The sequence below is a fragment of the Sphaerotilus mobilis genome (assembly GCF_004216565.1).
GTDB classification, from domain to species: Bacteria; Pseudomonadota; Gammaproteobacteria; order Burkholderiales; family Burkholderiaceae_C; genus Sphaerotilus; species Sphaerotilus mobilis.
This window is the reverse complement of sequence record NZ_SGWV01000009.1, coordinates 655567-680977: the sequence shown is the minus strand read 5'-3', so window position 1 is coordinate 680977 and position 25411 is coordinate 655567. Positions and strand designations below refer to the sequence as shown.

Here is a 25411-nt window from a genome sequence, read left to right as displayed (position 1 = left end):
TCTGGCACGGTGGTTGCAGAACACCTCGCCATGAGCGCCCCACAGACCGGTCAGGCATTGACCCTCGACGACATCGTGCACCGCTACGGCAGTGCGCTGGCGATCGACCACGTGACCCTGGAGGTGCAGGCCGGGGAACTGGTCGCCCTGCTGGGCCCCAGCGGCTGCGGCAAGACGACGCTGCTGCGCATCGTGGCCGGCTTCATCGCCCAGACCTCCGGCAAGGTGGTGGTGGGCGGACGCCGCATCGACGAGCTGCCGCCGAACCGGCGCGACGTCGGCATCGTGTTCCAGAACTACGCGCTGTTCCCGCACATGAGCGTGGCCGAGAACGTCAGCTACGGCCTCGCCGCACGCGGCACCGACAAGGCCGCCGCCCGCCGCCGGGTGGTCGAGATGCTGGAGCTGGTCCAGATGGGTCACCTGGCGCAGCGCCAGACCCGCGAACTGTCGGGCGGCCAGCAGCAGCGCGTGGCGCTGGCGCGGGCGCTGGCCATCGAGCCGCGCGTGCTGCTGCTCGATGAGCCCTTCTCGGCGCTGGACAAGAGCCTGCGCCTGGACATGCAGATCGAGATCAAGCGCATCCAGCGCAGCGCCGGCACGACCACGCTGATCGTCACCCACGACCAGGAAGAGGCACTGGGCATGGCCGACCGCGTGGCCGTGCTGAGCCACGGCAGGCTCGAACAGTTCGACGCGCCCGAGACCGTCTACGACCGCCCGGCCACCTTCTTCGTCAACCAGTTCGTCGGCAGCGCCAACGTGCTGGCCGGCCGGCTTGAAGCGGTCGACGGTGAACGCGCCTGGGTCCGGCTGGATGACGGTGGCGCCCTGTGGCCCACGCGCGCGCCATTGGCCAGCGCGGCGCTGAAGACCGGCAGTGCGGTGGTCGCCTGCGTGCGGCCGGAGAACCTGCGGCTCGATGCGGCCTCGCCGGACGATCCGGCCACGCTGGGCGCACACGTCGAACTGGGCATGGCCCTGGGCGCGACGCTGGTGCACGAGCTGCGCACCGGCAGCGGCCGGCCGATCAAGCTGAGCGAGCCGCGCAGCCCTGGATCGCAAGCCCGTGCGGTCGCCACGCCGGTGCGGGTGCGGCCGGTCGCACCCGAGGCCGTCAGCGTGTTCGCCGCGCCCTGAGTTCTCGCAGGCTCAGGCCATGAGCCACCCCCGTCACCCCTCATCCACCACCCCATCACAGGACCTGCCATGACCCTCGACCGCCGCTCGCTGCTCGGCTCCGCACTGACCCTCAGTGCGATGACGCTGTTCCCGCAAATGACCCGTGCGCAGGCCCGCAAGCTGGTCTTCGCCACCTTCACCGGCAGCTGGGAGGAAGCCCACCGCGACGTGCTGGTGCCAGCCTTCCGCAAGGCCGGCAACGAGGTGCTGCTCGATCCGATGCTGTCGGTCGACCAGATCGCCAAGGTCACCGCCGCACGCAACAACCCGCCGATCGACGTGATGCTGCATGACCCGGGTCCGGCGCTGACCGCCATCGCGCAGGACCTGGTCGAGCCCTTCCCGGTGGCCCAGAGCAAGCACTACGGCGACCTGATCGCCGAGGCGCAGGACCCGAGCGGCCCGGCGATGTTCTTCCAGGTCGTGGGCCTGACCTACAACCCCGAGAAGATCAAGACGCCGCCGACCTCATGGGCCGATCTGTGGAAGCCCGAGTACAAGGGCCGCGTCGGCATCACCAACATGAACTCGACGCTGGGGACCGGCTTCATGGTCGAGCTGGCGCGCATGTACGGCGGCAACGAGTCCAACATCGAGCCGGCCTTCAAGAAGATCGCCGAACTCAAGCCCAGCCTCGCGGCTGTGGCGGCCAACCCGGGCGCGCTGGCCGCGCTCTACCAGCAGGGCCAGATCGACATCAGCCCGGGCAACTTCAACGCCATCCAGATCCTCAAGGCGCGTGGCGTGCCGGTGGAGTTCGTCGCACCGAAGGAAGGTGCCATCGCCTTCAAGACCAGCGTGCACATCGTCAAGAACTCGCCCAACAAGGCCCTGGCCGCGCTGTTGATCGACACCGCGCTGTCGCCCGAGGTCCAGACCCGCCTGATGCAGAGCCCTTACCTGGTCGTGCCCACCCACGGCAAGGTCAAGATGGAAGGCGAGATCGCCAAGGTGCTGGCCCGCGATCAGGCCGAGATGAAGAAGAAGTTCGTGTTCCAGGACTGGAAGAAGATCAACGAACAGCGCCCGGCCTGGATCGACCGGTTCAATCGAGAGATCAAACTCTGATGTCGGCCGCCCGCGCACAAGCCGTCACCACCACCAGCCTGTGGTTTGCCACGCCGCTGGCGGGGTTCTTCCTGCTGTTCTTCGCGGCGCCATTGCTGATGCTGGTGCTGATCGCGCTGTATCAGGACACCAGCTTCAGCGGCATGGGGGTGACGCAGTTTGTGCGCGTGGCCAGCGACGACTTCACCTTGCCCGTCCTGGTCGACACCTTGTGGCTGGGCGTGCAGGTCACCGCGCTGTGCCTGCTGCTGGGCTATGCGCTGGCCTGGACGCATGTGCGCAGTCCCGCCTGGTTGCAGCAGCTGCTGATGCTGCTGATCGTCATGCCGCTGCTGACCAGCGTGGTGGTGCGGACCTTCGCCTGGGTCGTCATCCTCGGCCGGCAGGGCATCGTCAACACCGCCCTGGCCGACCTGGGCTGGATCGAGGAACCGCTCAAGCTGCTCTACACACGCGGCGGCCTGGTGGTCGCGCTGGCCAATGTGCAACTGCCGCTGATGGTGTTGCCGCTGATCACCGCGCTGCAGAAGCTCGACCCCAACCTCGAACAGGCCTCGGCCGCTCTGGGCGCCAGCGCCTGGCGCACCTTCGGGCTCATCACCCTGCCGCTGTCCTTGCCCGGCATCGTCGCCGGTGCGCTGCTGACCTTCGCAGCCTCGGTCACGGCCTTCATCTCGCAGTCGCTGATCGGCGGCGGGCAGATGCTCTTCATGCCCATGTACATCTACCAGCAGGCCTCGTCGCTGCAGAACTGGCCCTTTGCCGCCGCGCTGTCGCTGGTCTTCCTGGTCGCCGTGCTGGGCTGCGTCAGCGTGCTCAACCTGCTGGGCCGCGCCAGCCGCGGTCGCGCCACGACCTGATCCGGGCACGTCCCCCGACACGACCATGACCGCACGCCGCCACGACCTCTCGACGATCACCCTGCACGGCCTGCTCGGCGGCCTCGCGCTGCTGGCCGCCGCGCTGTTGCTGGCGCCCACGCTGGTGGTGGTGATCGTGTCCTTCTCCGATGGCTATTCGCTGAAGTTCCCGCCGCCCGCCTATTCGCTGCGCTGGTACCACGCGCTGGTCGACGCCTGGCAGCTGCAGTTCGCGGCCATCAACAGCCTGAAGGTGGCGACGGCCGCCACGCTGCTGGCCGTCGTGCTGGGCGTGCCGGCGGCGCTGGCCATCGCACGTTCCGAACACGCCATGGCGCGGGTGCTCGACAGCTTCTTCATGTCGCCGCTGGTGCTGCCGGCGCTGGCCTTCGGGCTGGCGGCGCTGATCTACTTCTCGCGCATCGGCGTGGGCCTGTCGCTGACCACGCTGGTGATCGGCCACACCGTCGTCGGCGTGCCCTACGTGATCCGCACCACCGTGGCCGCGCTGGCGCAGTTGCCGTCGGTGCTGCTGGAAAGCTCGGCCAGCCTGGGTGCCGGCCGGCTCTATACCTTCCGTCGGGTGACGCTGCCGCTGATCGCGCCGGGCATCGCCGCCGGGGCCTTCATCACCTTCATGTCCTCGTTCGACAACGTGCCGGTGTCGCTCTTCCTGCGCGATGCGCAGACCGACATGCTGCCCATCCGCATGTGGCAGGACCTGGAGAGCAAGCTCGACGTGAGCATCGCCGCCGTCGCCAGCCTGATGGTCTTCGCCACGCTGATCCTGATGGTGGTGATGGAAAAGCTCACCGGCATCAGCCGCCGCATCCGCTGAACATCCCGTCGCTACCGACACCCACGCCATGACCGACGATCGCCCCTTCGACCTGGTGCTGCGCCATGCCCGCGTGGCCACCGCCAGCGACGTCTTCGACGCCGACATCGGCATCCGCGACGGTCGCATCGCCATGCTCGGCCGTGGCCTGCCCGCGGGCCTGCGGGAGATCGACGCGGCCGGCCGCACCGTGACGCCCGGTGGCGTCGACGGCCATTGCCACCTGGACCAGCCGATGGCCCCGCCGGTGCGCATGGCCGACGACTTCGACACCGGCACGCGCAGCGCGGCCTGTGGCGGCACGACCACCGTCATCCCCTTCGCGGCCCAGGTCAAGGGCGGGTCGCTGCAGTCCGCCGTGGACGACTACCACCGCCGCGCCGAGGGCCGCGCGCACATCGACTACGCCTTCCACCTGATCGTCTCGGACCCGACGCCAACGGTGCTGCAGCAGGAGCTGCCAGCGCTGATCGCGGCCGGCTACAGCTCCTTCAAGCTGTACATGACCTACGACGATCTCAAGCTCGACGACGGCCAGATCCTGGACGTGCTCGCGGTCGGTCGACAGCACGGGGCGATGGCCATGATCCACGCCGAGAACGCCGACTGCATCGAATGGCTGACGCAGCGCCTCGAAGCCGCCGGCCGCACCGCGCCGCGCTTCCATGCCCATGCGCGGCCCATGCTGGTCGAGCGCGAGGCCACCCACCGCGCGATGGCGCTGGCCGAGCTGGTCGACATGCCCATCCTGATCGTGCACGTCTCGGGCCGCGAGGCGGTCGAGCAGATCCGCTGGGGCCGCGCGCACGGCCTGCAGGTCCATGCCGAGACCTGCCCGCAATACCTCTTCCTGAGCGCCGAGGACCTGGGGATCGACGACAGCTACCAGGGCGCGCGCTGCGTCTGCAGCCCGCCGCCGCGCGATGCCAGCAACCAGCAGGTGATCTGGAACGCGCTGGCCGACGGGCTGTTCACGGTCTTCTCGTCCGACCACGCGCCCTTCAACGTCGACGGCCCCAACGGCAAGAAGCCCGGCGGCGAGGAGGTGCCCTTCCGCCACATCCCCAACGGCATCCCCGGCATCGAGACCCGTCTGCCGCTGCTGTATTCCGAGGGCGTGCTGGGCGGGCGCATCACGCTCAACCGCTTCGTCGAGCTGACGTCGACCAACCCGGCCAAGGCCTATGGCCTGCACCCGCGCAAGGGCACGATCGCGATCGGCAGCGATGCCGATCTGGTCGTGTGGGACGAGCGCACCTTCACGCTCGACAACACCATGCTGCACCACGCCGTCGACCACACGCCCTATGCCGGCCGCACGCTGCGGGCCTGGCCGGGCTTGACGCTGAGTCGCGGCGAGGTGGTCTGGGACGGCACGACCTTCCACGGCCGTGCGGGCCGCGGCGAGTTCCTGCGCGGCGGCGAGCCGACGCTGGCACCGCGCAGGCACTCGCCCCGCACCGGGCCTGACTGACGCGGCGGCCGACACGATGCGCCTGCTGGTCATCAACCCCAACATCTCGACTGGCGTGACCGCGCTGATCGAGGCAGAAGCCCGCCGCAGCGCCGAGCCCGGCACCGTGTTGACGATGCGCACGGCGCCCTTGGGCGTGGCCTACATCGAGACCCGCTTCGAAGCCCTGATCGGTGCCTGGGCCACCGCCCAGATCGCCGCCGCCGACCATGCCGGCCACGACGCGGTGATCGTCGCCGCCTTCGGCGACCCGGGTGTCGCGGCCCTGCGCGAGGCCCTGCCGGTGCCCGTCATCGGCCTGACCGAGGCAGCGCTGGCAAGCTCGATGCTGCTGGGCCGGCGGGTCTCGATCATCGCGATCTCGCAGCGCATCCAGGCCTGGTACCGCGAGGTCGTGCGCGAGCTGGGCCAGCTTGACCGGCTGGCCAGCATCCGCGCACTGGACCAGACCCTCGGGCGCATCGACCGCATCGGCGACGAGCACGCCGATGCCCTGCTGGCCCTGTGCGAACGCGCCGTGCACGAGGACGGCGCCGAGGTGCTGATCCTGGCTGGCGCGCCACTGGCCGGGCTGGCCCGACAGATCGAGGCGCGCCTGCCGGTGCCGGTGGTCGACGGGGTCGGCAGCGCCGTGCGGCAGGCCAGCGCGCTGGTGCGTCAGCGGCCCGCGCCCGCCGTCGCAGGCGGCGGCGCGCCACCGCCGCTCAAGGCCAATGCCGGCTTGCCGGACGCCATCGTCCGCCTGCTCGCCGACGGCGCCGAGCGGGTCGCACAGGCCCGCTTGCAGCAGGCGTCGCCTCAGACCCCGCGAAACAACGAATAGCCCCAGGGCGTGAACTTGAAGGGCAGGTGCACATGCTGAGCCACCTCGGTCAAGCGGAAACGGAAGGGCACCACATCGAGGAAGGGACTGGCCTGCGGGCCGACCGCCTCGCGCAGATGGGCGCCAACGTGGAAGCGGGCCTCGTAGAGCCCGGCGACGATGCCCTCGCCGCGCACGCAGGGGTGATCGAGCTGGCCGTTGGCGCCGACCGGGCCGGCGGCGATGCAGCGCGGCGCCGCACCGGCGTCGGCCTCCGGTGGCAGCAGCCACAGCTCGGCCAGCAGGCCTTGCGCGGGCACGCCACGGGCCACGTCGACGGCATGCAGGGAGATGCCGCCTGCGGGCGCAACAGTCGTGTTCATCGAGGTTCTCCTTCAAGGGGTCGGTCGGACGGGAAGGCCATGGTGCCGTCTTGAGCCCGATGCAGGAAGCGCGCCCGCCGCACATCGCATCGCCCGTCGGATCTCCGGTCGGATCCCCGGTCGGACTGGCCGCCACGTTGGCGGCGATGACGGCGCTGCAGGCCGTGGTCGCGCTCGGCCTGTTCTCGCTGGCGACGCTGGCACCGCAGCTGGGCCTGCCGGTGGCGCGGCTGAGCCAGCTCAGTCTGCTGCTGTTTGGCAGCGGCGCGCTGGCGGCTTTCGCGGCGGGTGCCTTGTTGCGCCGTCTGGGTGGCTGGACGCTGGCGGCGGCCTGTGCCGCCGCCGTGGCCCTGGGCTTGGCCGCGCTCGCCGTCATCGGCCCGGACGCCGCGTTGTTCGCGGTGCTGTGTTTCGGCCTCGCCTTCGGCCCGGAGACGCCGGCCAGCGCCGCGCTGCTGTCGGTCGCGACGCGGCACCTGGCCCCCGCGCCGCGCGCCCGCGTCTTCTCCTGGCGGCAGACCGGCAACCAGCTGGGTGCCATCGCCGGTTCGCTGAGCCTGCCAGCGCTGTGGCTGCTGCACCCGCGCCTGCCCTTCGCGGTCGCTGCCGTGCTGGCGTTGGCGGTGGCGCTGGCTTGTCTCGGGTGCGGACGGCGTGAGGTAGCGGTCGACACGGGAGTGGCTCAGTCCATGAGCCAGCCAGAAGCCCCTGCCGACGCGCCCGCTGCGACCCGCTGGTTCAGCGCCACCGTGCAAGGCCTGGCCCTGGCGGTGCTGGCCTTGTCGGCGCTGCAGATGAGCCTGAACGTCTTCCTGCTCAGCCACGCGGTGGCGCACTGGTCGTTGACGCCGCTGGCCGCCGCCGGCTGGCTGGCCGCGGCGCAGGCCGGTGGCCTGGCCGGGCGACTGGGCTGGGGCTGGCTGCTGCCGGCCCACGGCCGGGCGGCCGGGCTGATCGCCGCCATCGGCCTGCTGGCCGCCGCGAGCGGCGCGGCGCTGGTGTTGCAGCCTGGGCTGTCGCAGGCGCAGCCGCTGGTCTTCGCGGTCCTGATGCTGGCGCTCGGTGCCAGCGCGAGCGGCTGGAACGGCCTGCTGGTGGCCGAGATCAGCCGGCTGGCCGGGCCGGCGCGGGCCGGCGCCTGGTCCGGCCGCATGCTCGGCCACGGCTACCTGGGCCTGACCGTCGCGCCGCTGCTGTTCGCCTGGGCGCCAGGTGGCGACACCACGGCGGTGTGGGTCGGGCTGCTGCTGCTGGCGGCCTGCGCATGCGTGGCCTTGCTGGCTTTGTCCTGGATGTCTGTCGACCGGAAACCCCGATGAACACGAATGAATCCACCGACGCCCCGACACCGCGCCGGCTGCGCCTGGGCATCCTGACGCCCTCGTCCAACACGGCGCTGGAGCCGCTGACCAGCGCGATGGTGTCGACGCTGCCGGGCGTGACGGCGCACTTCTCGCGCTTTCGCGTCACCCACATCGGCCTGGGCGCCGGGGCGCTGGGTCAGTTCGATCCGGCACCCATGCTGGCCGCCGCCGAGCTGCTGGCCGATGCGCGGGTCGACGCCATTGGCTGGAGCGGCACGGCGGCCGGCTGGCGCGGCTTTGACACCGACGTCGAGCTGTGCGCGCGCATCGAGGCGGCCACCGGCATCCGCGCCACCACGTCCATCCTCGCGCTCAACGAGCGTCTGCTGGCCGACGGCGTGCGGCGGCTCGCGCTGGTCACGCCCTACACCGCTGACGTGCAGGCCCGCATCGTGGCCCACTACCGCGAGATCGGCATCGAGACCGTGGCCGAGCGGCACCTGGGCATCCACGACAACTTCAGCTTCGGCACCGTCACCGGCGCCCAGCTCGATGCGCTGGTGGCTGAGGTCGCGGCGAGCCGGCCCGATGCGGTCGTGCCCTACTGCACCAACCTGGTCTCGACCGACCGGGCCGCCGGCTGGGAACGCCGCCACGGCTGCACCGTCTACGACACCACGACAACGGTGGTCTGGAAGATGCTGAAGCTGCTGGACGGCCCCTTGCCGCCGGCCGCCGACTGGGGGCGCTGGCTCATCCTCTGAGCCAGCGGAGGCTGTCCTTCAGGCCACGCTGATCGCGTCGATCTGGCGCGTCAGCGCGACCGCCTCGGCGGCCTCGATCAGGCCGTGGCGCAGCGCGAAGTCCAGCGTCACCAGCGCGGCGTCGACCGTCATCTCGATGCCGGCGGCACGCTCCAGCGCTTCGGCCACCGGCAGGCAGAGGAACTCGCCGACCTCGCCGTCCTGATTGACCGGCACCTCGCCGGGCGCGAGCCGCAGTTCATGGCTGTGCAGCCATTCGACCTGCAGGCCCTCGGGGATGTCGCAGCGCAGGTGCATGACACGACCGGGCACGGCGCAGCGCATGCGCTCGGGTGCCAGACCGGCCTCTTCCCAGCCTTCGCGCACGAGGGTCTCGAAGGGGCTCTGCGGCCAGGGCACACCGCCGCCGACGAGGTTGTCGAGCTTGCCGGGGTCGACCGCCTTGCTCAGTGCCCGCCGCGCGATCCACAGATGCGTGATCGGCCCGTGTTCATCGGCCACGTAGCCGGTCGCATGGGCGCCCAGCGTGCTGGTGCCCCAGAAGCGCGCGGCGGCCCGTTCGATGATGGCCAACGGTGTCGCGCCCGGCCGCGTGAAGACGGCATAGGGCTCGCCGCGCCAGGCGCGGATGTGGCCGGCGTCGCGCAAGGCGATGTTGATGGCCACCAGCGCCTCGTCGCGGGCCTCGCGCGGCAGGTCCAACGCGACGCCCTCGGTGCTCGACAGACGCCAGCCGGCGCGTTGCGGCAACAGGTCACCGATCGCTTCGATGTGCTCACGTCGCACGCTGCCGGCGAGTTCGCCGGCGATGGTGAAGGGCAGGCGCAAGGTCTCGTCATGGGCCTGCGCGGCCGGCAGGCAGGGCCAACGTGCGGGCCAGGTGGTCGGGATCATCGGCGGGTCTCCGGATGTCGGATCGGGATGGATCGCTCGATTCTGGCGTGGCGGGCCCACCACGGATGCGGGGTTGAGACGGGCTGGTGCGACCGGCCGGACGTCGCTTAGCATCCGCCTCGGCCGTGCCACACGGCCACGTCGCTCGGACGGTTCCGGGCGCTCACGTGAAAGTCATCGTCATGTCTTCCTCTTCGGTTGCCAGCCCTGGCAAGCGCCGCTTCGCGCGCATCGACCGCCTTCCCCCCTACGTCTTCAACATCACGGCCGAGCTCAAGCTCGCGGCGCGGCGTCGGGGCGAGGACATCATCGACCTCAGCATGGGCAACCCCGATGGGGCCACGCCGCCACACATCGTGGCCAAGCTGTGCGAGGTCGCGCAACGGCCCGACACGCACGGCTACTCGGCCAGCAAGGGCATCCCGCGCCTGCGCCGCGCCATCAGCCACTGGTATCAGGACCGCTACGGCGTGGCCATCGACGCCGACAAGGAGGCCATCGTCACGATCGGCTCCAAGGAAGGCCTCGCCCACCTGATGCTCGCCACGCTGGACCGTGGCGACACCGTGCTGGTGCCGGACCCGAGCTATCCGATCCACATCTATGGCGCGGTGATCGCCGGGGCCGACATCCGCTCGGTGCCGATCACGCCGGGCGATGTCGACGGGGCGCAGTTCTTCGCCGAGCTGGAGCGCGCCATCCGAGGCAGCTACCCCAAGCCCAAGATGATCGTGCTGGGCTTCCCGAGCAACCCGACGGCGCAGTGCGTCGAACTCGGCTTCTTCGAGCGTGTCATCGCGCTGGCCCGCAAGCACGACATCCTGGTCGTGCACGACCTGGCCTATGCCGACATCGTCTATGACGGCTGGCAGGCGCCCAGCATCATGCAGGTGCCCGGTGCGAAGGACGTGGCGGTCGAGTTCTTCACGCTCAGCAAGAGCTACAACATGGCCGGCTGGCGCATCGGCTTCATGGTCGGCAACCCGGACCTGGTGCATGCGCTGGCGCGCATCAAGAGCTACCACGACTACGGCAGTTTCACGCCGGTGCAGGTGGCCGCGATCGCCGCGCTGGAGGGCGACCAGCAATGCGTCAAGGACATCGCCGCGACCTACCAGAAGCGCCGCGACGTGCTGGCCAAGGGCCTCAACGAAGCGGGCTGGGCGGTCGAAAGCCCGAAGGCCTCGATGTACATCTGGGCCCCGATCCCGCCGCGTTATGCCCACCTCGGCTCGCTCGAATTCGCGCGCCTGCTGCTCGAACGCGCCAAGGTCTGCGTCAGCCCCGGCATCGGCTTCGGCGACCACGGCGACGGCCACGTGCGCTTCGCCCTGATCGAGAACGAAGGCCGCATCCGCCAGGCCGTGCGCGGCATCAAGGCCATGCTCAAGGCGGACGCCCCAGCGCCCGCCTGAAACCAGCGTCGAAGGTCGACCGGGTGCCGTCACCTCCTCAGCCGCCGCCGGGCCGCCCCAAGGCGGCCGAGACCCGCCCGGCGGGTGGTCGACGTACCCGTCGACCGGGTGCCGTCAATTCACGGCAAAGCAGTAGTACAAGCCACCGCCGCCGGTCGAGTTGAAGGCCGGGATCGTGCAGCCGCGCGTCGGGTGCGAGGTGCTCCAGCTCAGCATCGGCGGCGAGGTGTTCAGGCCCTGGCGGTCGTGGTGGCCGACGATGGCGGCGCCGACGTCCGGCGAGGTCCAGTTGCCGCAGGTGTGTCCGGCAGCGGTGCCGTCCGGGTTGGAGCCCGTCAGGATGTCGTGCAGGTTGGGCGTGTCGCCACGGCCGTTCACGACGGCACCCTTCTCGGTCAGCGCGGTCTGCTTGTTGAGGTTGTTGGTGCCGTGCAGCTCGGCCACGCTGTTGGCGACGACGATGCCCTGGGCGTTCTGCCACGGGCCCTTGCCGATGCGGTCGCGGGCGTGGATCAGACCCACGCCATCGGCCGTCGAGGTGCTCAGGTAGGCGCGCCAGGTCTTGCCGCCGGCACCGGCCTCGGTGGCCAGCTTCTGGCAGTGCGCATCGGCACCGGCCAGGCCGCCCAGGTCACCACCCTTGCCGGGGTTGGCGCTGGTGATGAAGAAGCTCATCGGGCTGGTCGACTGCATCGGCGTGCTGCAGGCCGACAGGGCGGCCAGGGCGACGGCAACGCCAGCCAGGCGCAAAGGGGTAGATCGGGTCATGGGAGGCTCCTCGTTGTGGGGCGTGCGAAATCTCACGTTTCGCACGGAAGGGCCAGCCTAACCATCTCCTTCAGACTTGCCAAGAATCCCAAGCGAAAACTCTGGTCGCTGGCCTTGGCAAGGCCTCGACATCAGGCTGTCACGAGCCGCCAGTCCAGCGTCTCGCCGCCACGCAAGGGCTTGAGCTGGGCATCGCCGAAGGCGAGCGTCTCGGGCAACTGCCAGGGCTCGCGCGCCAGGGTGACCGTGCCGGCGTTGCGCGGCAGGCCGTAGAAGGCCGGGCCGAACACGCTGGCGAAGCCTTCCAGGCGGTCGAGCGCACCGGCGGTCTCGAAGGCCTGGGCATACAGCTCCAGCGCGCTGAGCGCCGTGTAGCAGCCGGCGCAGGCGGCGGCGTGTTCCTTCAGGTGGGCCGGGTGCGGCGCGCTGTCGGTGCCGAGGAAGAACTTCGGGCTGCCGGACGTGACCGCGCGCACCAGCGCCCCGCGGTGGCGCTCGCGCTTGAGCACCGGCAAGCAGTAGTAGTGGGGCCGCAGGCCGCCGGTGAAGATGGCGTTGCGGTTGTAGAGCAGGTGGTGCGCGGTCACCGTCGCGGCGGTCAGCGCGTCGGCGCTGGCGACGTATTCGGCCGCCTCCTGGGTGGTGATGTGCTCGAACACCACCTTCAGGCCGGGGAAGTCACGCCGCAGCGGGCGCATCACCTGGTCGATGAAGACGGCCTCGCGGTCGAAGATGTCCACCGCCGGATCGGTCACCTCGCCATGCACCAGCAGCGGCAGGCCCTCGCGCTGCATCGCCTCCAGCGTCGCATGGGTCTTGCGGATGTCGGACACGCCGGCATCGCTGTTGGTGGTCGCCCCGGCCGGGTAGAGCTTGAGCGCGACGATGCCGGCGGCCTTGGCCCGCGCGATCTCCTCGGGCGGCGTGTTGTCGGTCAGGTAGAGCGTCATCAGCGGCGTGAAGTCCACGCCGGTTGGCACGGCGGCGGCGATGCGCGCGCGGTAGGCCAGGGCCTGCTCGGTGGTGGTCACCGGCGGGCGCAGGTTGGGCATGATGACCGCGCGGCCGAACTGGCGGGCGGTGTCGGGCACGACGGCCTGCAGCGCGGCGCCATCGCGCACGTGCAGGTGCCAGTCGTCCGGGCGGGTGATCGTGAGGGTCTGGGGGGCGTGGGTCGTGCTCATCGGGCGATTTTCACCGCCCCTGGGCCGGCCGGCCAGCCGCGCTCAGTGCTGGAGGATCTTCGACAGGAAGTCCTTCGCCCGCGGCGAACGGGCTTCCGGGTTGCCGAAGAACTCGTCCTTCTTGCAGTCCTCAATGATCTTGCCCGCGTCCATGAAGATGACGCGGTGGCTGACCTTCTTGGCGAAGCCCATCTCGTGGGTCACGCACATCATGGTCATGCCCTCGTGGGCGAGTTGCACCATGACATCGAGCACCTCGCCAACCATCTCCGGGTCGAGCGCGGACGTCGGCTCGTCGAACAGCATCACGATCGGGTCCATGCTCAGCGCCCGGGCGATCGCCACGCGCTGCTGCTGGCCGCCCGAGAGCTGGCCGGGGAACTTGTCCTTGTGGGCCGACAGGCCAACGCGGTCGAGCATCTTCAGGCCACGCGCGAGCGCATCGTCCTTGCTGCGGCCCAGCACCTTGATCTGCGCGAGCGTCAGGTTCTCGGTCACCGACAGGTGCGGGAACAGCTCGAAGTGCTGGAACACCATGCCCACGCGCGACCGCAGCTTGGGCAGGTCGGTGGTCGGCGCGCTGATGCTGATGCCGTCCACGACGATGTCGCCCTTCTGGATCGGCTCCAGCGCATTGACGGTCTTGATCAGCGTGGACTTGCCCGAGCCCGACGGGCCGCAGACCACCACCACCTCACCCTTGCTGATCTGGGTCGTGCAGTCGGTCAGGACCTGGAAGCTGCCGTACCACTTGCTGACGTTGTCGATCTTGATCACGTTGAACTCCTGTTAGCGCGCTCGGCCTGCGCCGGGCCGCCCCAAGCGGGCCGAGGCCCCCCTGGGGGGCGGTCGGTACCCCGGCCGGGGGCTTCATTTACCGGATGATTTGGATCTTGGCTTGCAGACGCTTGACCAGCATCGACAGGCTGAAGCAGATGACGAAATACACCCCAGCGGCGACCAGGTAGGTTTCGACGGGGCGGTTGAAGTTCTTGCCCGCGACCTCGAAGCCCTTGAGCAGGTCGTAGGCGCCGATGGCGTAGACCAGCGAGGTGTCCTGGAACAGGATGATGGTCTGCGTCAGCAGCACCGGCAGCATGTTGCGGAAGGCCTGCGGCAGCACGATGGTCTGCATGGTCTGGCGATAGGTCATGCCCACCGCATAACCCGCATGGACCTGGCCGCGCGAGACGCTCTGGATGCCCGCCCGCATGATCTCCGAGTAGTAGGCCGCCTCGAACAGCGTGAAGGTCACGATGGCCGACAGCTCCGCGCCCATCGGCCGTCCGATCAAGAGCGGGATCAGCAGGAAGAACCACAGGATGACCATCACCAGCGGCACGCTGCGCATGGTGTTGACATAGGCCGCCGCCGGCACCACCAGCCAGGGCTTGCCCGACAGGCGCATCAGCGCGAGCAGCGTGCCCAGCACGATGCCACCGACCATCGCGACCAGCGTGAGCTGGATCGAGAAGATCAGGCCCTTGAGGACGAAGCTGCCGATGACGTCGGACGTGAAGAATGCGAAGTCGAGGTTCACTTGCCACCTCCGCCGACCATGCCCGGCACGCGCACACGCTGCTCGATGAACTGCGCGATGCGGTTGATCGTGAAGGCCGAGATGAAGTACAGGCCCGTCACCGCGAGGTAGATCTCGATGCCGCGCGAGGTCTCTTCCTGCGCCTGCATCGCAAACATCGTCAGCTCGGCGATGCTGACCGCGAAGGCCACCGAGGAGTTCTTGATGATGTTCATGCTCTCGCTCGTCAGCGGCGGGATGACGATGCGAAAGGCCATCGGCAGGATCACGTAGCGATAGGTCTGGCCCAGCGTCAGGCCCATCGCCAGACCGGCATAGCGCTGGCCGCGCGGCAAGGTCTGGATGCCGGCCTTGACCTGCTCGGCGATGCGCGCAGAGGTGAAGAAGCCCAGGCCGACGACGACCAGCACAAAGCTCGGAACGCCCTTCAGCACGGGGAAAACCTGCGGCAGCACGTGATACCAGAGGAAGATCTGGACCAGCAGCGGGATGTTGCGAAACAGCTCCGTCCAGGCATTGCCGAAGAAGGCCCAGCCCCGGTGCGGCAGCGTGCGCAGGATGCCGATCAACGAGCCCACGACCAGCGCCACCAGCAGCGCCAGCACGGCCACCGACAGGGTCCAGCCCCAGGCGCTCAGCAGCCAGTCGAGGTAGGTGACATCACCGTCACGGCCAAAGCAGCCGGCAATGACCTCGCCCTCGAGCGTGCTCTTGCAGAAGACTTGCCAGTCCCAGTTGGACACGAGGGAATCCTTGATGGGGAAAGAAGGAAAGCGCCGGCAGTGCCCCAGCGCAACCCAGCAAACGCCGCGGAGCCGGCTCTGCCGGTCCGCTGGCGTTGCCCCCTTGAGGGGGACGCGCGTGAGCGCGTCGGGGGTGGGTCACTTTTTTGCGTAGTCTTCCATCGGCTTGTCGTTGGGATTGGCCCACGCAGACTTGGTGTTCTCGTTGGCCGCCATGCCGACCTTGGTGTTGGTCGGCGGGATCGGCTGTTCGAACCACTTGGTCCACAGGCGAGCGACCTCGCCGGACTTCATGCGCGACTTCAGCGCGTCGTCGACCGCCTTCTTGAAGGCCGGGTCGTCCTTGCGGATCATGATGGCGATCGGCTCGACCGACAGCACCTCGCCGACCAGCTTGAAGTCCGCCGGGTTCTTGGCCTTGGCGATGTTGCCGGCGAGGATGGCGCCGTCCATCACGAAGGCATCGGCACGGCCCGATTCGAGCAGCAGGAAGCTGTCGGCGTGGTCCTTGCCGTAGACCTCGTTGAAGTTCACGCCATTGGCGCGCTCATGCTTGCGCAGCGTCTGCACCGAGGTCGTGCCGGTGGTGGTGGCCACGTTCTTGCCGGTCAGCTGCTCGATGCCGGTGATGCCCGAGTTCGCCTTGACCGCGATGCGCACCTCTTCGACGAAGGTGGTGACCGCGAAGGACACGTCCTTCTGGCGCGAGGCGTTGTTGGTGGTCGAGCCGCACTCGATGTCGACGGTGCCGTTCTGGACCAGCGGGATGCGGTTCTGCGAGGTCACCGGCTGGTACTTGACGTCCAGCTTGGCCAGGCCCAGCTGCTTCTGCACGTCGCCCAGCACCTGCTGGCACAGCTCGACATGGAAGCCGGTGAACTTGCCATCGCCCAGCGTGTAGGACAGGGCGCCCGAAGACTCGCGCACGCCCATCGTCACACTGGCGCTGTCCTTGATCTTCTTGAGCGTGTCCGACTGCGCTTGCGCGGCACCGACGGCCAGCAGCGCGGCGGCGAGGATGAGGGTCTTTTTCATGAGATCTCCTGGGGTCTGTTGGGCGATGGAGAGAGCCACGGCCCGGGTGCTGAAGGTGTCGAACGATTCTAGGCAGGGCATCCGGCGCCACAGGTCGTGGGCGACCCGTAGGCTTGCCCCGGGAAACCCTGATCGACGATGCAGGACTCGTGCCGCCGCTGGGCAGGGCCCGTCAACGGGTCTGGCTCAGGAAGTCCCACAGCGCCTGTGCGGCGGGCTTGGACTGGCGCGCGAACTCGGGGCGTTCGCGGTAGAGGCGCACCTCGATGGTGACCTCGAAGGCCGGCGTGCCGCTCTGGCTGGGCGCGGCGGGCACGAGGCGGCGCGCGCGCAGTTCCTTGCGCACCGAGCTGGCCGGCAGGAAGGCCACGCCGTGGCCTTCGAGCGCCATCGCCTTCAGGCCCTCGGCCATGTCGGTCTCGTAGATCGGGTCGAGGTAGAGCGGCTGGCCGGCCTGCTTGAGCAGCAGGTCGACCATGCGACCCAGGTAGGCGCCCGAGGCATAGGCGAGGTAGGGCACCTTGGAGCTGACCCCGCCGGGCAGGCGGAACAGCGGCTCGCCGTCGGCATCGGCGCGGGCATAGGGCGCGATCGTCTCGGTGCCCAGCGTCAGCATCTCGTAGCGCTCGGGATTGAGCTGCAGAGGCTGCGAGGTGTGGTGATAGGCCAGCAGCAGGTCACAGCCGCCCTCGGTCAGCTGCAGCACCGCGTCGTGCACGTTGAAGCCGATCAGCCGGCTCTTGAACTGGCCGAAGCGCTGGCGCAGGTCCATCACCCAGTGCGGGAAGAAGCTGAAGGCCAGCGAGTGCGGCACCGCGAACTCGATCATGTCGTGATCGGCGTTCTGGTGGCTGCGCATCAGGTTGCGCGCGGCCTGCAGCGCACCGAGCACCTCCAGCGCCTGCGGCAACAGGGTCTGGCCAGCAGGGGTCAGGCGGGTCGGGTAGGACGAGCGGTCGACCAGGTCAACGCCGGCCCAGGCCTCGAGCGCCTGGATGCGGCGCGAGAACGCCGGCTGCGTCACATGCCGCGTCTGGGCCGAGCGCGAGAAGCTGCGCGTCTCGGCCAGACTGACGAAATCCTCGAGCCACTTGGTCTCCATGCGGATCAGTCTAGCGGTGGCTCAAGTGGCTGACGCTACGGGCTGACCCTCTGGATCGGGGCTCGCTTCCTGGCTGCTGCGCTGCAGGTGCCACATGCGGGCATAACGCCCGTCGAGGGCCAGCAGCTCGGCATGGGTGCCGATCTCGATGACCTGTCCGGCATCGAGCACGACGATGGCATGGGCATCGACCACCGTGCTCAGCCGGTGCGCGATCACCAGGGCGGTCTTGCCTTGGGCGGCGCTGGCCAGTTCGGTCTGGATGGCGCGTTCGTTGGCCGAATCGAGGGCCGACGTGGCCTCGTCGAAGATCAGGATGGGCGGGTTCTTCAACAGCGTGCGGGCGATCGCCACGCGCTGCTTCTCGCCGCCCGAGAGCTTCAGCCCACGCTCGCCGACCATCGTGCCGTAGCCCTGCGGCTGGGCGGCGATGAAGTCGTGGATGTGGGCCGCGCGGGCGGCGCCCTCGATCTGGGCCTGGCTGGCGCCGGGCTGGCCGTAGCCGATGTTGTAGCCCACGCTGTCGTTGAACAGCACGGTGTCCTGCGGGACGATGCCGATGGCCCGCCGCAGACTGGCTTGCGTGACGTCGCGCACGTCCTGTCCATCGATGGTGATGCGCCCGCCCCCCAGTCCAGACAGATCGGCGTCAACGTCGTAGAAGCGGTAGAGCAGACGGGCCAGCGTGCTCTTGCCCGAGCCGGAGGCGCCGACCACCGCCACCGTCTTGCCAGCCGGGATCTCGAAGCTCACGCCGTGCAGGATGCGGCGCTGCGGGTGGTAGCCAAAGACGACGTTCTCGAAGCGCACCGTCGCGCCGCGCACCTGCAGGTCGCGCGCACCGGGCGCATCGGCCACCTCGCGCTCGCGTTCGAGCAGGTTGAACATCTTGTCGAGGTCGGCCAGGCTCTGCTTGACCTCGCGGTAGAGCACGCCCAGGAAATTCAGCGGCACGTAGAGCTGCAGCAGCAGCGCGTTGACCATCACCAGGTCACCCAGCGTCATGCGGCCATCGACGACGCCTTGCGTGGCCCGCCACAACATGGCTGCGAGGCTCGCCGCGATGATGGCCTGCTGGCCGGTGTTGAGCATCGACAGCGTGGCCTGCGACTTCAGCTGCGCGCGCCGGTAGGCGTCCAGGCCCTCGTCGTAGCGGCGGGCCTCGAAGTCCTCGTTGTTGAAGTACTTGACGGTCTCGTAGTTCAGCAGCGCGTCGATGGCGCGGGTGTGCGCTTTCGAGTCCAGCTCGTTCATCTGGCGCCGGAACTGGGTGCGCCACTCGGTCACGCTGATCGTGTAGACGCCGTAGGCGACCAGCGCGGCCAGCGTGATCCAGACAAAGCCGAGGTCGAACTTGCCGCCCAGCAGGCTGAGCACCAGCACGAGTTCGACCAGCGTGGGCACGATGGTGAACAGCGAGTAGCTGACCAGCGACTGCAGCGCGCGGGTGCCACGCTCGATGTCGCGCGTCATGCCGCCGGTCTGGCGTTCAAGGTGGAAGCGCAGGCTCAGGTCATGCAGGTGGCGGAAGGTCTCCAGTGCGATCTGGCGCGCCGCGCCGTGTGTGGCCTTGGCGAAGACCAGTTCGCGCAGCTCGGTGAACACGGTGGTCATCAGCCGCAGGCCGGCATAGGCCAGCAGCAGGCCGGCGGGCACGACCATCAGCGCACGCGGATCGCCGGCCTTGAGATCGAGCGCGTCGACCAGTTCCTTGAGCAGCAAGGGCACGCTGACGTTGGAGACCTTGGCCGCCACCAGGCAGACCAGCGCCAGCGCGATGCGCAGCCGGTATTGCCACAGATAGGGCGCCAGACGCCGCAGCGTGGCCATGTCGCTGCGGTCTTCGGTGGCGACGCCCGACGGCGGCGGCAAGTCCATGGATCGGGCAGAACGCATCGTGGAGAATGGCTGGAAAGGTGGATGAACGATGACCGCAGCAACGACGTCTGACCTGCCGCCCTCCGAGGGTGGCGCGCCGGGTTCACATCAGCGTGAACTGGTCCTGCGGGTGATGCCGATGCCGGCCGATGCCAATGGCAACGGCGACATCTTCGGTGGCTGGATCATGGCCCAGGTCGACATCGCTGGTGCGGTGCTGCCTGCGCGCATCGCCCGAGGCCGCATCGCGACCGTGGCGGTCAACCAGTTCATTTTCAAGCAGCCGGTGTCGATCAGCGACCTGTTGAGCTTCTACGCCACGGTGCTGCGGGTGGGCAACACCTCGGTGACGGTGCATGTCGAGGTCTATGCCGAGCGCAATCCGGAGAACCCGGAGGTCGTCAAGGTGACCGAGGCCAACCTCACCTACGTCGCCATCGACGGCGAGGGCAAGCCCCGCCAGATCCCGCCAGCGCGGCGGTGAAGACCTGAAGGTGTCCGCGGCCTAGCCGAGCGCACCGAAGCGGCTGTCGCCACTTTCCACATCGTCGTCCTGCAAGGACGCCCAGGCGCTGGGCGTGAAGCCGGTGGGCAGCACGGCACCTTGGGCCGGGTTCTGGGTCAGGTCGTATTCGATGTGGTCGGCAAGCGCCTCGGCCCAGCGCGCATACAGCGCCTCGTTCGGATGGAAGCGGTCGACCGCCAGCCAGTGGTCGATGCTTTCGGTGGTCGGGTCGAAGGGCAGCACGAAGCGGCTGCGCCGGTAGGCATGGCGGACATGGCTGCGCAGCGCGCTGTCGAGCCGGCTGGCCTGCGCGCCCATCAGCCAGCGCAGCGGCTGCGGCACGAACTGCATCAGGTCCATGCGCGGCGGCGCGCAGTGCACGGTGAAGCGCACCTTGGCGCGGTGCTTGGCGTGGCTGCGGATGGCATCGAGGTTGGCCAGCCAGCGACCGGCCGGCGTCTGTTCGAGCACGTCGTTGACGCCCAGCACGGTGACCAGCACATCGGCTGGATCGAGCTGCTGCGCGGCCATCATCGGCAAGGCCGTGTTCGACGACACCCCCGTGCGCGCCACCAGTTGCCAGCTCACACGGGTCAGACCCATCTCGGTCTCGGAGATGCGCCGCGACAAGGCCTCGGCCAACAGGGGCGCCAGCGTCAGCGCCGGATCGGCGGCACCCACGCCGGCCGCCGACGAGTCGCCAACGATCAGCAGGCGCAGCCGCGAGAAGCCCAGTCCTGCGCCGCCGTGGCTGGCCACCCCGGGCTCGGCCAGGCGCGGCGTGCTGCGCCGCAACTGGGCGGCCTGCCAGGCCAGCAAAGGGCTGGCGAGTGTGCGCACCAGCGCGACCGTCCGCGCCGAAGGCGGCTCGGGTGCGACCGGCGGCCGGGGCAGGCCGACGCTGGGCGGGCGGGTGGCGGTCACGGCAGGGGCGGCGTTGGGCTCAGGTAGGTGGCGTTCAGCTGAACTGCGAGAAGTCCGGCTTGCGCTTGTCGAAGAAGGCCTGGAAGGCTTCGCGGGCCTCGGGGCTGCGCAGCCGTTCGGCGAAGACCTTGGACTCGGCAGCGACGGCCTCGCGCACCGCCGCGTCGGTGGGCGCGCGCATCAGGCGCTTGCTGTCCCGCACGGCACCCGGCGGCAGGCCGTTGAAACGGGCGGCGACGCGGCGCGCGTGCGGCAGCACCTCGGCCGCCGGCAGCACCGCGTTGGCCAGGCCGAACTCGACGGCCTGGTCGGCCGTGAACGGATCGCCCAGCAGCAGCTTCTCGGCCGCGCGGGCATGGCCCATCAGGCGGGTCACGGTCAGGCTGGAGCCGAACTCCGGCACGAGGCCCAGGCCGACGAAGGGCATGGCCAGACGGGCCTCGTCGCTGACGTAGACAAAGTCGCAGTGCAGCAGCATCGTGGTGCCGATGCCGATGGCCGGGCCGGTGACGGCGGCGATGACGGGCTTGTCGCAGTCCAGCAGCGCGCGCATGAAGACAAACACCGGCGAGTGCTCATCGCGCGGCGGCGCGGCCATGAAGTCCTCAAGGTCGTTGCCGGACGTGAAGATGCCCGGCTGGCCGGTGATCAGCACGGCGCGCACGCTGGTGTCGCCGCGTGCTTGCACCAGGGCCTCGGCCAGGGCGCTGTACATCGCCATCGTCAGCGCGTTCTTCTTCTCGGGACGGGCGATCTCGATCTGGAAGACACCGTCGAACAGGGCGGTCTTGATGCTCATGAACTCTCCGGGCAAGACAGGAAGTTTGTCACGGCTGGGTGACAAAACTGAAAAAAGGCCGTGCCACACAAGGTGGAACGGCCCTGGAACGCACCCGGATTTTCCCGGGTGCGCGAGGAGATCGGGGAGAACGGGGGAACGGGAAAAACGCGCCCGTGCTGTCGTTCAGACCCGTTCGAAGATGCCCGCCGCGCCCTGGCCAGTGCCCACGCACATGGTCAGCATGCCGTAGCGCTGCTGGCGCCGACGCAGGCCGTGCACGACCGTGGCCGCTCGGATCGCGCCGGTGGCGCCCAGCGGGTGGCCCAGCGCGATCGCGCCGCCCAACGGGTTGACCTTGGACGGGTCCAGCCCGACGCTGCGGATGACGGCCAGCGCCTGAGCGGCAAAGGCTTCGTTGAGCTCCACCCAGTCGAGGTCGCCCAGTTGCAGGCCGGCATGGCGCAGCGCCACCGGAATGGCCTCGATCGGGCCGATGCCCATGATGGACGGCGGCACGCCCTTGCTGGCGAAGCTCACGAAACGGGCCAGCGGCGTCAGGCCGTGCTCGCGCACCGCCCGCTCGCTGGCGAGGATCAGGGCGCCCGCGCCGTCGCTGGTCTGCGAGCTGTTGCCGGCCGTGACGCTGCCCAGGCCGGTGGCCTTGCCGCTCGGGTCCTTGGGCGCGGCAAAGGCCGGCCGCAGCTTGCCCAGGCCCTCGATCGACGTGTCGGCGCGTGGGCCCTCATCAAGGCTGACGGTGCGACGGCGCTCGCGCACGGTGCCGGTCTGCAGGTCGGGGCTGCGCTCGATGACCTCGAAGGGCGTGATCTCGTCACCGAACTCGCCAGCGGCCTGCGCGGCCAGCGCCTTCTGGTGCGAGGCCAGCGCAAAGGCGTCCTGGTCGGCCCGGCTGACGTTCCATTGCTGCGCGACCTTCTCGGCCGTCATGCCCATGCCGTAGGCGATGCCGATGTTCTCGTCGGCGCTGAAGATGGCGGGGTTGAAGCTGGGCACGTTGCCGCTCATCGGCACCATGCTCATGCTTTCGCAGCCGGCCGCGATCATGACGTCGGCCTCGCCCACGCGGATGCGGTCGGCCGCCATCTGCACCGCCGACAGGCCGGAGGCGCAGAAGCGGTTGACGGTGATGCCGCCGACGCTGTCGGGCAGCCCCGCCAGCAAGGCGGCGACCCGCGCCACATTGAGGCCCTGCGGCCCTTCGGGCATGGCGCAACCGACGATCGCGTCCTCGATCGCCTTCAGGTCCAGGCTCGGCACCTGAGCCAGCGCGCCACGCAGGGCGGCCACCAGCAGGTCATCGGGCCGGGTGTTGCGCAAGAAGCCGCGGTGCGACTTGCCGATCGGCGTGCGGCTGGCCGCAACGATGTATGCCTCTTGAATCTGCTTCATGACGGTTCCTTCGATTCGTGCTCGTTCCACCCAACGCGGCCGTGGATCCGGCTGCGCCGGTCCACTGGCTGCGCCCCCCTGGGGGGGTGCGCCGCAGGCGCTCCGGGGGGGGTTCAGTTCCTCACCGGCTTGCCGGTTTGAAGCATGCCCATGATTCGCTCTTGCGACTTGGGGTGCTCCAGCAGGCTGCAGAAGTGCTGGCGTTCGAGCGCCATCAGGTAGTCCTCGGTGACGAGGCTGCCGGCGTCGACGTCGCCGCCGCAGACCACATGCGCGATGCGGCTGGCGATGTCGAAGTCATGGCGGGTGATCTGGCCGCCGTCGCGCATGCCGACCAGGCTGGCCTGGATGGTGGCGATGCCGCTGCGGCCAGCCACCGGGAACAGGGCCTTGTTCGGCGCGCGCCAGTTGGCGTCCGACAGCGCGCGCACCTGGCCGATGGCGATGTGCAGCAACTCGTCCTTGTGGGCCACGACGATGTCGTCGTCCAGCAGGTAGCCGAGCTGACGGGCCTCGATCGCGCTGGTGGCGACGGTCGCCATGGCCGCCGCCTGGAAGCCGTCCTTCAGGAAGGCCAGCAAGTCGGTGCCGGGTGCGGCGGCAGCCTTCTCGGCCGCACGCCGCGCGATGTAGGTCAGGCCGCCGCCACCGGGGATCAGGCCGACGCCGACCTCGACCAGACCGACATAGCTCTCCAGCGCCGCAACCCGGCGGGCGCAGTGCACCGCCAGCTCGCAGCCACCGCCCAGCGCCAGGCCGCGCATGGCGGCCACCACCGGCACACCGGCGTAGCGGATGCGCAGCATCAGGTCCTGCAGCTTCTTCTCTTCCGGCGCGATGCCCTTGGCGCCGGCCTTCATGAAGACCGGCATCAGCGCTTCGAGGTTGGCGCCGGCCGAGAACACGTCGTCGGGCGACCAGATCACCAGGCCCCGATAGTTCGCCTCGGCCAGTTCGACGGCCTTGAGCAGGCCTTCGGTCACCGTCGGGCTGATCAGGTGCAGCTTGCAGTCGATGCTGGCGATCAGCACCTCTCCGTCCAGCGTCCAGGCGCGCAGCTCGTCGTTGCGGAAGACCTCCGTGCCGGACTTCAGCGGCGCGACCGCACCGGTGCCGACCAGCGACTCGGGGAAGGCCTGGCGCGCATAGACCGGCAGGTCCGGGCGTGGCAGGAAACGGCCTTGCGCGGCCGACCACGAACCGTCGGCGGTGTGCACACCGCCCGCCTGCGCGACCGGGCCGTCAAAGACCCAGGCCGGCAATGGCGCGCGACACAGCGCGGCGCCGGCCTCGATGTCGGCCTGCACCCACTGGGCCACCTGCAGCCAACCAGCCTCCTGCCACAGCTCGAACGGGCCCTGCTTCTGACCGAAGCCCCAGCGCATCGCAAAGTCGACCTCGCGGGCGCTGTCGGCGATCTCGGCCAGATGGACCGCGACGTAGTGGAAGCTGTCGCGCAAGATGGCCCACAGGAACTTCGCCTGCGGGTTGGACGACTCGCGCAGCAGCTTGAGGCGCTCGGCCGCCGGCTTCTTGAGGATGCGGTCGATCAGCGGTTCGGCCTTGGCCCCGCCCGCGACGTACTGGCCGGTGGCCGGATCGAGCCGCTGGATGTCGCGGCCCACCTTCTTGTAGAAGCCGGCACCGGACTTCTGGCCCAGCGCGCCGGCCGCGATCAGTCCGGTCAGCACCGCTGGCGTCGTGTAGGACGGGTAGAACGGGTCATCGCCCTTGCCGGGCCCGAGGTTGTCCTGCAGCGTGCGGATCACGTGGGCCATGGTGTCGAGGCCCACCACATCGGCGGTGCGGAAGGTGCCGCTGCTGGCGCGGCCGAGCTTCTTGCCGGTCAGGTCGTCGACCAGGTCCACGCTCAAGCCCAGCGCCTGGGCCTCATGCAGCGTCGCCAGCATGCCGGCGATGCCGACGCGATTGGCGATGAAGTTGGGCGTGTCCTTGGCCCGCACGACGCCCTTGCCGAGCGTGCGGGTGGCGAAGGTCTCCAGGCCTGCAAGCACGTCCGCGCGGGTGTCGGCGGTCGGGATCAGCTCGACGAGCTGCATGTAGCGCGGCGGGTTGAAGAAGTGGATGCCGCAAAAGCGCGGTCGCAGCGCCTCGGGCAACACCGCCGCCAGCCGGCCGATCGACAGGCCGGACGTGTTGGAGGCCACGACCGTGTCGGCGCCGATGTGCGGCGCGACCTTCTGGTAGAGGTCCAGCTTCCAGTCCATGCGCTCGGCGATCGCCTCGATCACCAGGTCGCAGCCGGCCAGCAGGCCGAGGTCTTCCTCGTAGTTGGCCGCACGGATGCGCCCGGCGTGAGCGGCCAGACCCAGCGGTGCGGGCTTAAGCTTCTTGAGGTTGTCGATGGCCTTGAGCGCGATGGCGCTCTTGGGGCCTTCCGGTGCGCTCAGGTCGAACAGCACGACGGGCACGCCGACATTGACGAGGTGGGCGGCGATCTGCGCGCCCATCACGCCAGCGCCGAGCACCGCGACCTGGCGGACTTGAAATCGGGACATGGGATCTCCTGGGGGGAAAGGGTGTTCAGGACGTCAGC

24 protein-coding genes are annotated in these 25411 nt (G+C 69.4%); 10 read left to right on the top strand and 14 right to left on the bottom strand.

Annotated elements, in window-relative coordinates; genetic code table 11:
* Window positions 1–30: 30 nt before the first annotated feature.
* The 6 genes from EV685_RS12365 (at window position 31) to EV685_RS12340 (ending at window position 6245) form a co-directional block, all read left to right on the top strand.
* Window positions 31–1140, top strand: coding sequence for an ABC transporter ATP-binding protein (locus EV685_RS12365; protein ID WP_130482303.1), 1110 nt, complete (start codon window positions 31–33; stop codon window positions 1138–1140).
* A 69-nt stretch (window positions 1141–1209) separates the two neighbouring features.
* The gene (locus EV685_RS12360) at window positions 1210–2250 is read left to right on the top strand and encodes an ABC transporter substrate-binding protein (RefSeq protein WP_130482302.1); all 1041 of its coding nucleotides are present in this window, start codon (window positions 1210–1212) and stop codon (window positions 2248–2250) included.
* A complete protein-coding gene (locus EV685_RS12355; protein WP_130482301.1) occupies window positions 2250–3110 on the top strand; it encodes an ABC transporter permease in 861 nt (286 codons plus the stop codon). The genes EV685_RS12360 and EV685_RS12355 overlap by 1 nt, the downstream gene beginning before the upstream one ends.
* Window positions 3111–3135: 25 nt before the next feature.
* On the top strand, window positions 3136–3948 hold the full coding sequence (locus tag EV685_RS12350) for an ABC transporter permease (protein ID WP_130482300.1): 813 nt from the start codon (window positions 3136–3138) through the stop codon (window positions 3946–3948).
* A 28-nt stretch (window positions 3949–3976) separates the two neighbouring features.
* Window positions 3977–5422 (top strand): dihydropyrimidinase, encoded by a 1446-nt coding sequence (hydA, locus tag EV685_RS12345; RefSeq protein ID WP_130482299.1) that lies wholly within the window; start codon window positions 3977–3979, stop codon window positions 5420–5422.
* Window positions 5423–5438: 16 nt separating this feature from the next.
* Entirely contained in the window at window positions 5439–6245 is an 807-nt protein-coding gene (locus EV685_RS12340; protein WP_130482298.1) for an aspartate/glutamate racemase family protein, read from the top strand.
* On the opposite strand, the gene EV685_RS12335 is transcribed toward EV685_RS12340, so the two are convergent.
* Window positions 6221–6607, bottom strand: coding sequence for a hydroxyisourate hydrolase (locus tag EV685_RS12335; RefSeq protein WP_130482297.1), 387 nt, complete (start codon window positions 6605–6607; stop codon window positions 6221–6223). The genes EV685_RS12340 and EV685_RS12335 overlap by 25 nt on opposite strands.
* A 146-nt stretch (window positions 6608–6753) precedes the next feature.
* On the opposite strand from EV685_RS12335, the gene EV685_RS12330 reads away from it, so the two are divergent.
* Together EV685_RS12330 and EV685_RS12325 are read left to right on the top strand one after the other, a co-directional pair.
* Window positions 6754–7926, top strand: coding sequence for an MFS transporter (locus EV685_RS12330; RefSeq protein ID WP_130482296.1), 1173 nt, complete (start codon window positions 6754–6756; stop codon window positions 7924–7926).
* The gene (locus EV685_RS12325) at window positions 7923–8675 is read left to right on the top strand and encodes a maleate cis-trans isomerase family protein (RefSeq protein WP_130482295.1); all 753 of its coding nucleotides are present in this window, start codon (window positions 7923–7925) and stop codon (window positions 8673–8675) included. Before EV685_RS12330 ends, EV685_RS12325 begins: the two co-directional genes overlap by 4 nt.
* An 18-nt stretch (window positions 8676–8693) precedes the next feature.
* Here the strand turns inward: EV685_RS12325 and EV685_RS12320 are convergent, their stop codons facing one another.
* Complete coding sequence (locus EV685_RS12320) at window positions 8694–9569, bottom strand: NUDIX hydrolase (RefSeq protein ID WP_130482294.1); 876 nt, start codon at window positions 9567–9569, stop codon at window positions 8694–8696.
* Between the two features lie 182 nt (window positions 9570–9751).
* Here EV685_RS12320 and alaC point away from each other — a divergent pair, with 182 nt between their 5' ends.
* Entirely contained in the window at window positions 9752–10984 is a 1233-nt protein-coding gene (alaC, locus tag EV685_RS12315; RefSeq protein WP_130482293.1) for an alanine transaminase, read from the top strand.
* Between the two features lie 114 nt (window positions 10985–11098).
* Here the strand turns inward: alaC and EV685_RS12310 are convergent, their stop codons facing one another.
* From EV685_RS12310 to EV685_RS12270, 8 genes are all read right to left on the bottom strand, one after another.
* Window positions 11099–11752 carry a hypothetical protein gene (locus EV685_RS12310; protein ID WP_130482292.1) on the bottom strand — a complete coding sequence of 218 codons (654 nt, stop codon included), beginning with the start codon at window positions 11750–11752 and terminating at the stop codon, window positions 11099–11101.
* Window positions 11753–11883: 131 nt separating this feature from the next.
* A complete protein-coding gene (pyrC, locus tag EV685_RS12305) occupies window positions 11884–12936 on the bottom strand; it encodes a dihydroorotase (RefSeq protein ID WP_130482291.1) in 1053 nt (350 codons plus the stop codon).
* Between the two features lie 42 nt (window positions 12937–12978).
* Complete coding sequence (locus tag EV685_RS12300; RefSeq protein ID WP_130482290.1) at window positions 12979–13713, bottom strand: amino acid ABC transporter ATP-binding protein; 735 nt, start codon at window positions 13711–13713, stop codon at window positions 12979–12981.
* Window positions 13714–13810: 97 nt separating this feature from the next.
* Window positions 13811–14476, bottom strand: a complete 666-nt coding sequence (locus EV685_RS12295) for an amino acid ABC transporter permease (protein WP_130480698.1) — start codon at window positions 14474–14476, stop codon at window positions 13811–13813.
* Entirely contained in the window at window positions 14473–15219 is a 747-nt protein-coding gene (locus tag EV685_RS12290; protein ID WP_130482289.1) for an amino acid ABC transporter permease, read from the bottom strand. The genes EV685_RS12295 and EV685_RS12290 overlap by 4 nt, the downstream gene beginning before the upstream one ends.
* Before the next feature lie 138 nt (window positions 15220–15357).
* Entirely contained in the window at window positions 15358–16254 is an 897-nt protein-coding gene (locus EV685_RS12280) for an amino acid ABC transporter substrate-binding protein (protein WP_130482287.1), read from the bottom strand.
* A 172-nt stretch (window positions 16255–16426) separates the two neighbouring features.
* Window positions 16427–17356 carry a LysR substrate-binding domain-containing protein gene (locus EV685_RS12275; RefSeq protein WP_130482286.1) on the bottom strand — a complete coding sequence of 310 codons (930 nt, stop codon included), beginning with the start codon at window positions 17354–17356 and terminating at the stop codon, window positions 16427–16429.
* 21 nt (window positions 17357–17377) lie between these two features.
* Window positions 17378–19234: an ABCB family ABC transporter ATP-binding protein/permease gene (locus tag EV685_RS12270; RefSeq protein WP_420820823.1), complete on the bottom strand. Its 1857-nt coding sequence runs from the start codon at window positions 19232–19234 to the stop codon at window positions 17378–17380.
* 49 nt (window positions 19235–19283) lie between these two features.
* Between EV685_RS12270 and EV685_RS12265 the strand changes: the two genes are divergently transcribed.
* Window positions 19284–19718 carry an acyl-CoA thioesterase gene (locus EV685_RS12265; protein ID WP_130482284.1) on the top strand — a complete coding sequence of 145 codons (435 nt, stop codon included), beginning with the start codon at window positions 19284–19286 and terminating at the stop codon, window positions 19716–19718.
* 21 nt (window positions 19719–19739) lie between these two features.
* Here the strand turns inward: EV685_RS12265 and EV685_RS12260 are convergent, their stop codons facing one another.
* From EV685_RS12260 to EV685_RS12245, 4 genes are all read right to left on the bottom strand, one after another.
* Window positions 19740–20663 carry an SGNH/GDSL hydrolase family protein gene (locus tag EV685_RS12260; RefSeq protein ID WP_165396784.1) on the bottom strand — a complete coding sequence of 308 codons (924 nt, stop codon included), beginning with the start codon at window positions 20661–20663 and terminating at the stop codon, window positions 19740–19742.
* 34 nt (window positions 20664–20697) lie between these two features.
* Window positions 20698–21462: an enoyl-CoA hydratase gene (locus tag EV685_RS12255; protein ID WP_130482282.1), complete on the bottom strand. Its 765-nt coding sequence runs from the start codon at window positions 21460–21462 to the stop codon at window positions 20698–20700.
* A 165-nt stretch (window positions 21463–21627) separates the two neighbouring features.
* The gene (locus tag EV685_RS12250; RefSeq protein WP_130482281.1) at window positions 21628–22854 is read right to left on the bottom strand and encodes an acetyl-CoA C-acyltransferase; all 1227 of its coding nucleotides are present in this window, start codon (window positions 22852–22854) and stop codon (window positions 21628–21630) included.
* Window positions 22855–22967: 113 nt separating this feature from the next.
* Window positions 22968–25373: a 3-hydroxyacyl-CoA dehydrogenase/enoyl-CoA hydratase family protein gene (locus EV685_RS12245; protein ID WP_130482280.1), complete on the bottom strand. Its 2406-nt coding sequence runs from the start codon at window positions 25371–25373 to the stop codon at window positions 22968–22970.
* Window positions 25374–25411 lie beyond the last annotated feature (38 nt).

Coding starts and splice junctions, on each gene's coding strand:
- EV685_RS12265 (WP_130482284.1), top strand. CDS start 19,284: ATGACCGCAGCAACGACGTCTGACCTGCCGCCCTCCGAGGGTGGCGCG.
- EV685_RS12320 (WP_130482294.1), bottom strand. CDS start 9,569: ATGATCCCGACCACCTGGCCCGCACGTTGGCCCTGCCTGCCGGCCGCG.
- pyrC (WP_130482291.1), bottom strand. CDS start 12,936: ATGAGCACGACCCACGCCCCCCAGACCCTCACGATCACCCGCCCGGAC.
- EV685_RS12245 (WP_130482280.1), bottom strand. CDS start 25,373: ATGTCCCGATTTCAAGTCCGCCAGGTCGCGGTGCTCGGCGCTGGCGTG.
- EV685_RS12275 (WP_130482286.1), bottom strand. CDS start 17,356: ATGGAGACCAAGTGGCTCGAGGATTTCGTCAGTCTGGCCGAGACGCGC.
- alaC (WP_130482293.1), top strand. CDS start 9,752: ATGTCTTCCTCTTCGGTTGCCAGCCCTGGCAAGCGCCGCTTCGCGCGC.
- EV685_RS12310 (WP_130482292.1), bottom strand. CDS start 11,752: ATGACCCGATCTACCCCTTTGCGCCTGGCTGGCGTTGCCGTCGCCCTG.
- EV685_RS12280 (WP_130482287.1), bottom strand. CDS start 16,254: ATGAAAAAGACCCTCATCCTCGCCGCCGCGCTGCTGGCCGTCGGTGCC.
- EV685_RS12355 (WP_130482301.1), top strand. CDS start 2,250: ATGTCGGCCGCCCGCGCACAAGCCGTCACCACCACCAGCCTGTGGTTT.
- EV685_RS12330 (WP_130482296.1), top strand. CDS start 6,754: ATGACGGCGCTGCAGGCCGTGGTCGCGCTCGGCCTGTTCTCGCTGGCG.
- hydA (WP_130482299.1), top strand. CDS start 3,977: ATGACCGACGATCGCCCCTTCGACCTGGTGCTGCGCCATGCCCGCGTG.
- EV685_RS12365 (WP_130482303.1), top strand. CDS start 31: ATGAGCGCCCCACAGACCGGTCAGGCATTGACCCTCGACGACATCGTG.
- EV685_RS12340 (WP_130482298.1), top strand. CDS start 5,439: ATGCGCCTGCTGGTCATCAACCCCAACATCTCGACTGGCGTGACCGCG.
- EV685_RS12335 (WP_130482297.1), bottom strand. CDS start 6,607: ATGAACACGACTGTTGCGCCCGCAGGCGGCATCTCCCTGCATGCCGTC.
- EV685_RS12250 (WP_130482281.1), bottom strand. CDS start 22,854: ATGAAGCAGATTCAAGAGGCATACATCGTTGCGGCCAGCCGCACGCCG.
- EV685_RS12350 (WP_130482300.1), top strand. CDS start 3,136: ATGACCGCACGCCGCCACGACCTCTCGACGATCACCCTGCACGGCCTG.
- EV685_RS12360 (WP_130482302.1), top strand. CDS start 1,210: ATGACCCTCGACCGCCGCTCGCTGCTCGGCTCCGCACTGACCCTCAGT.
- EV685_RS12255 (WP_130482282.1), bottom strand. CDS start 21,462: ATGAGCATCAAGACCGCCCTGTTCGACGGTGTCTTCCAGATCGAGATC.
- EV685_RS12325 (WP_130482295.1), top strand. CDS start 7,923: ATGAACACGAATGAATCCACCGACGCCCCGACACCGCGCCGGCTGCGC.
- EV685_RS12270 (WP_420820823.1), bottom strand. CDS start 19,234: ATGGACTTGCCGCCGCCGTCGGGCGTCGCCACCGAAGACCGCAGCGAC.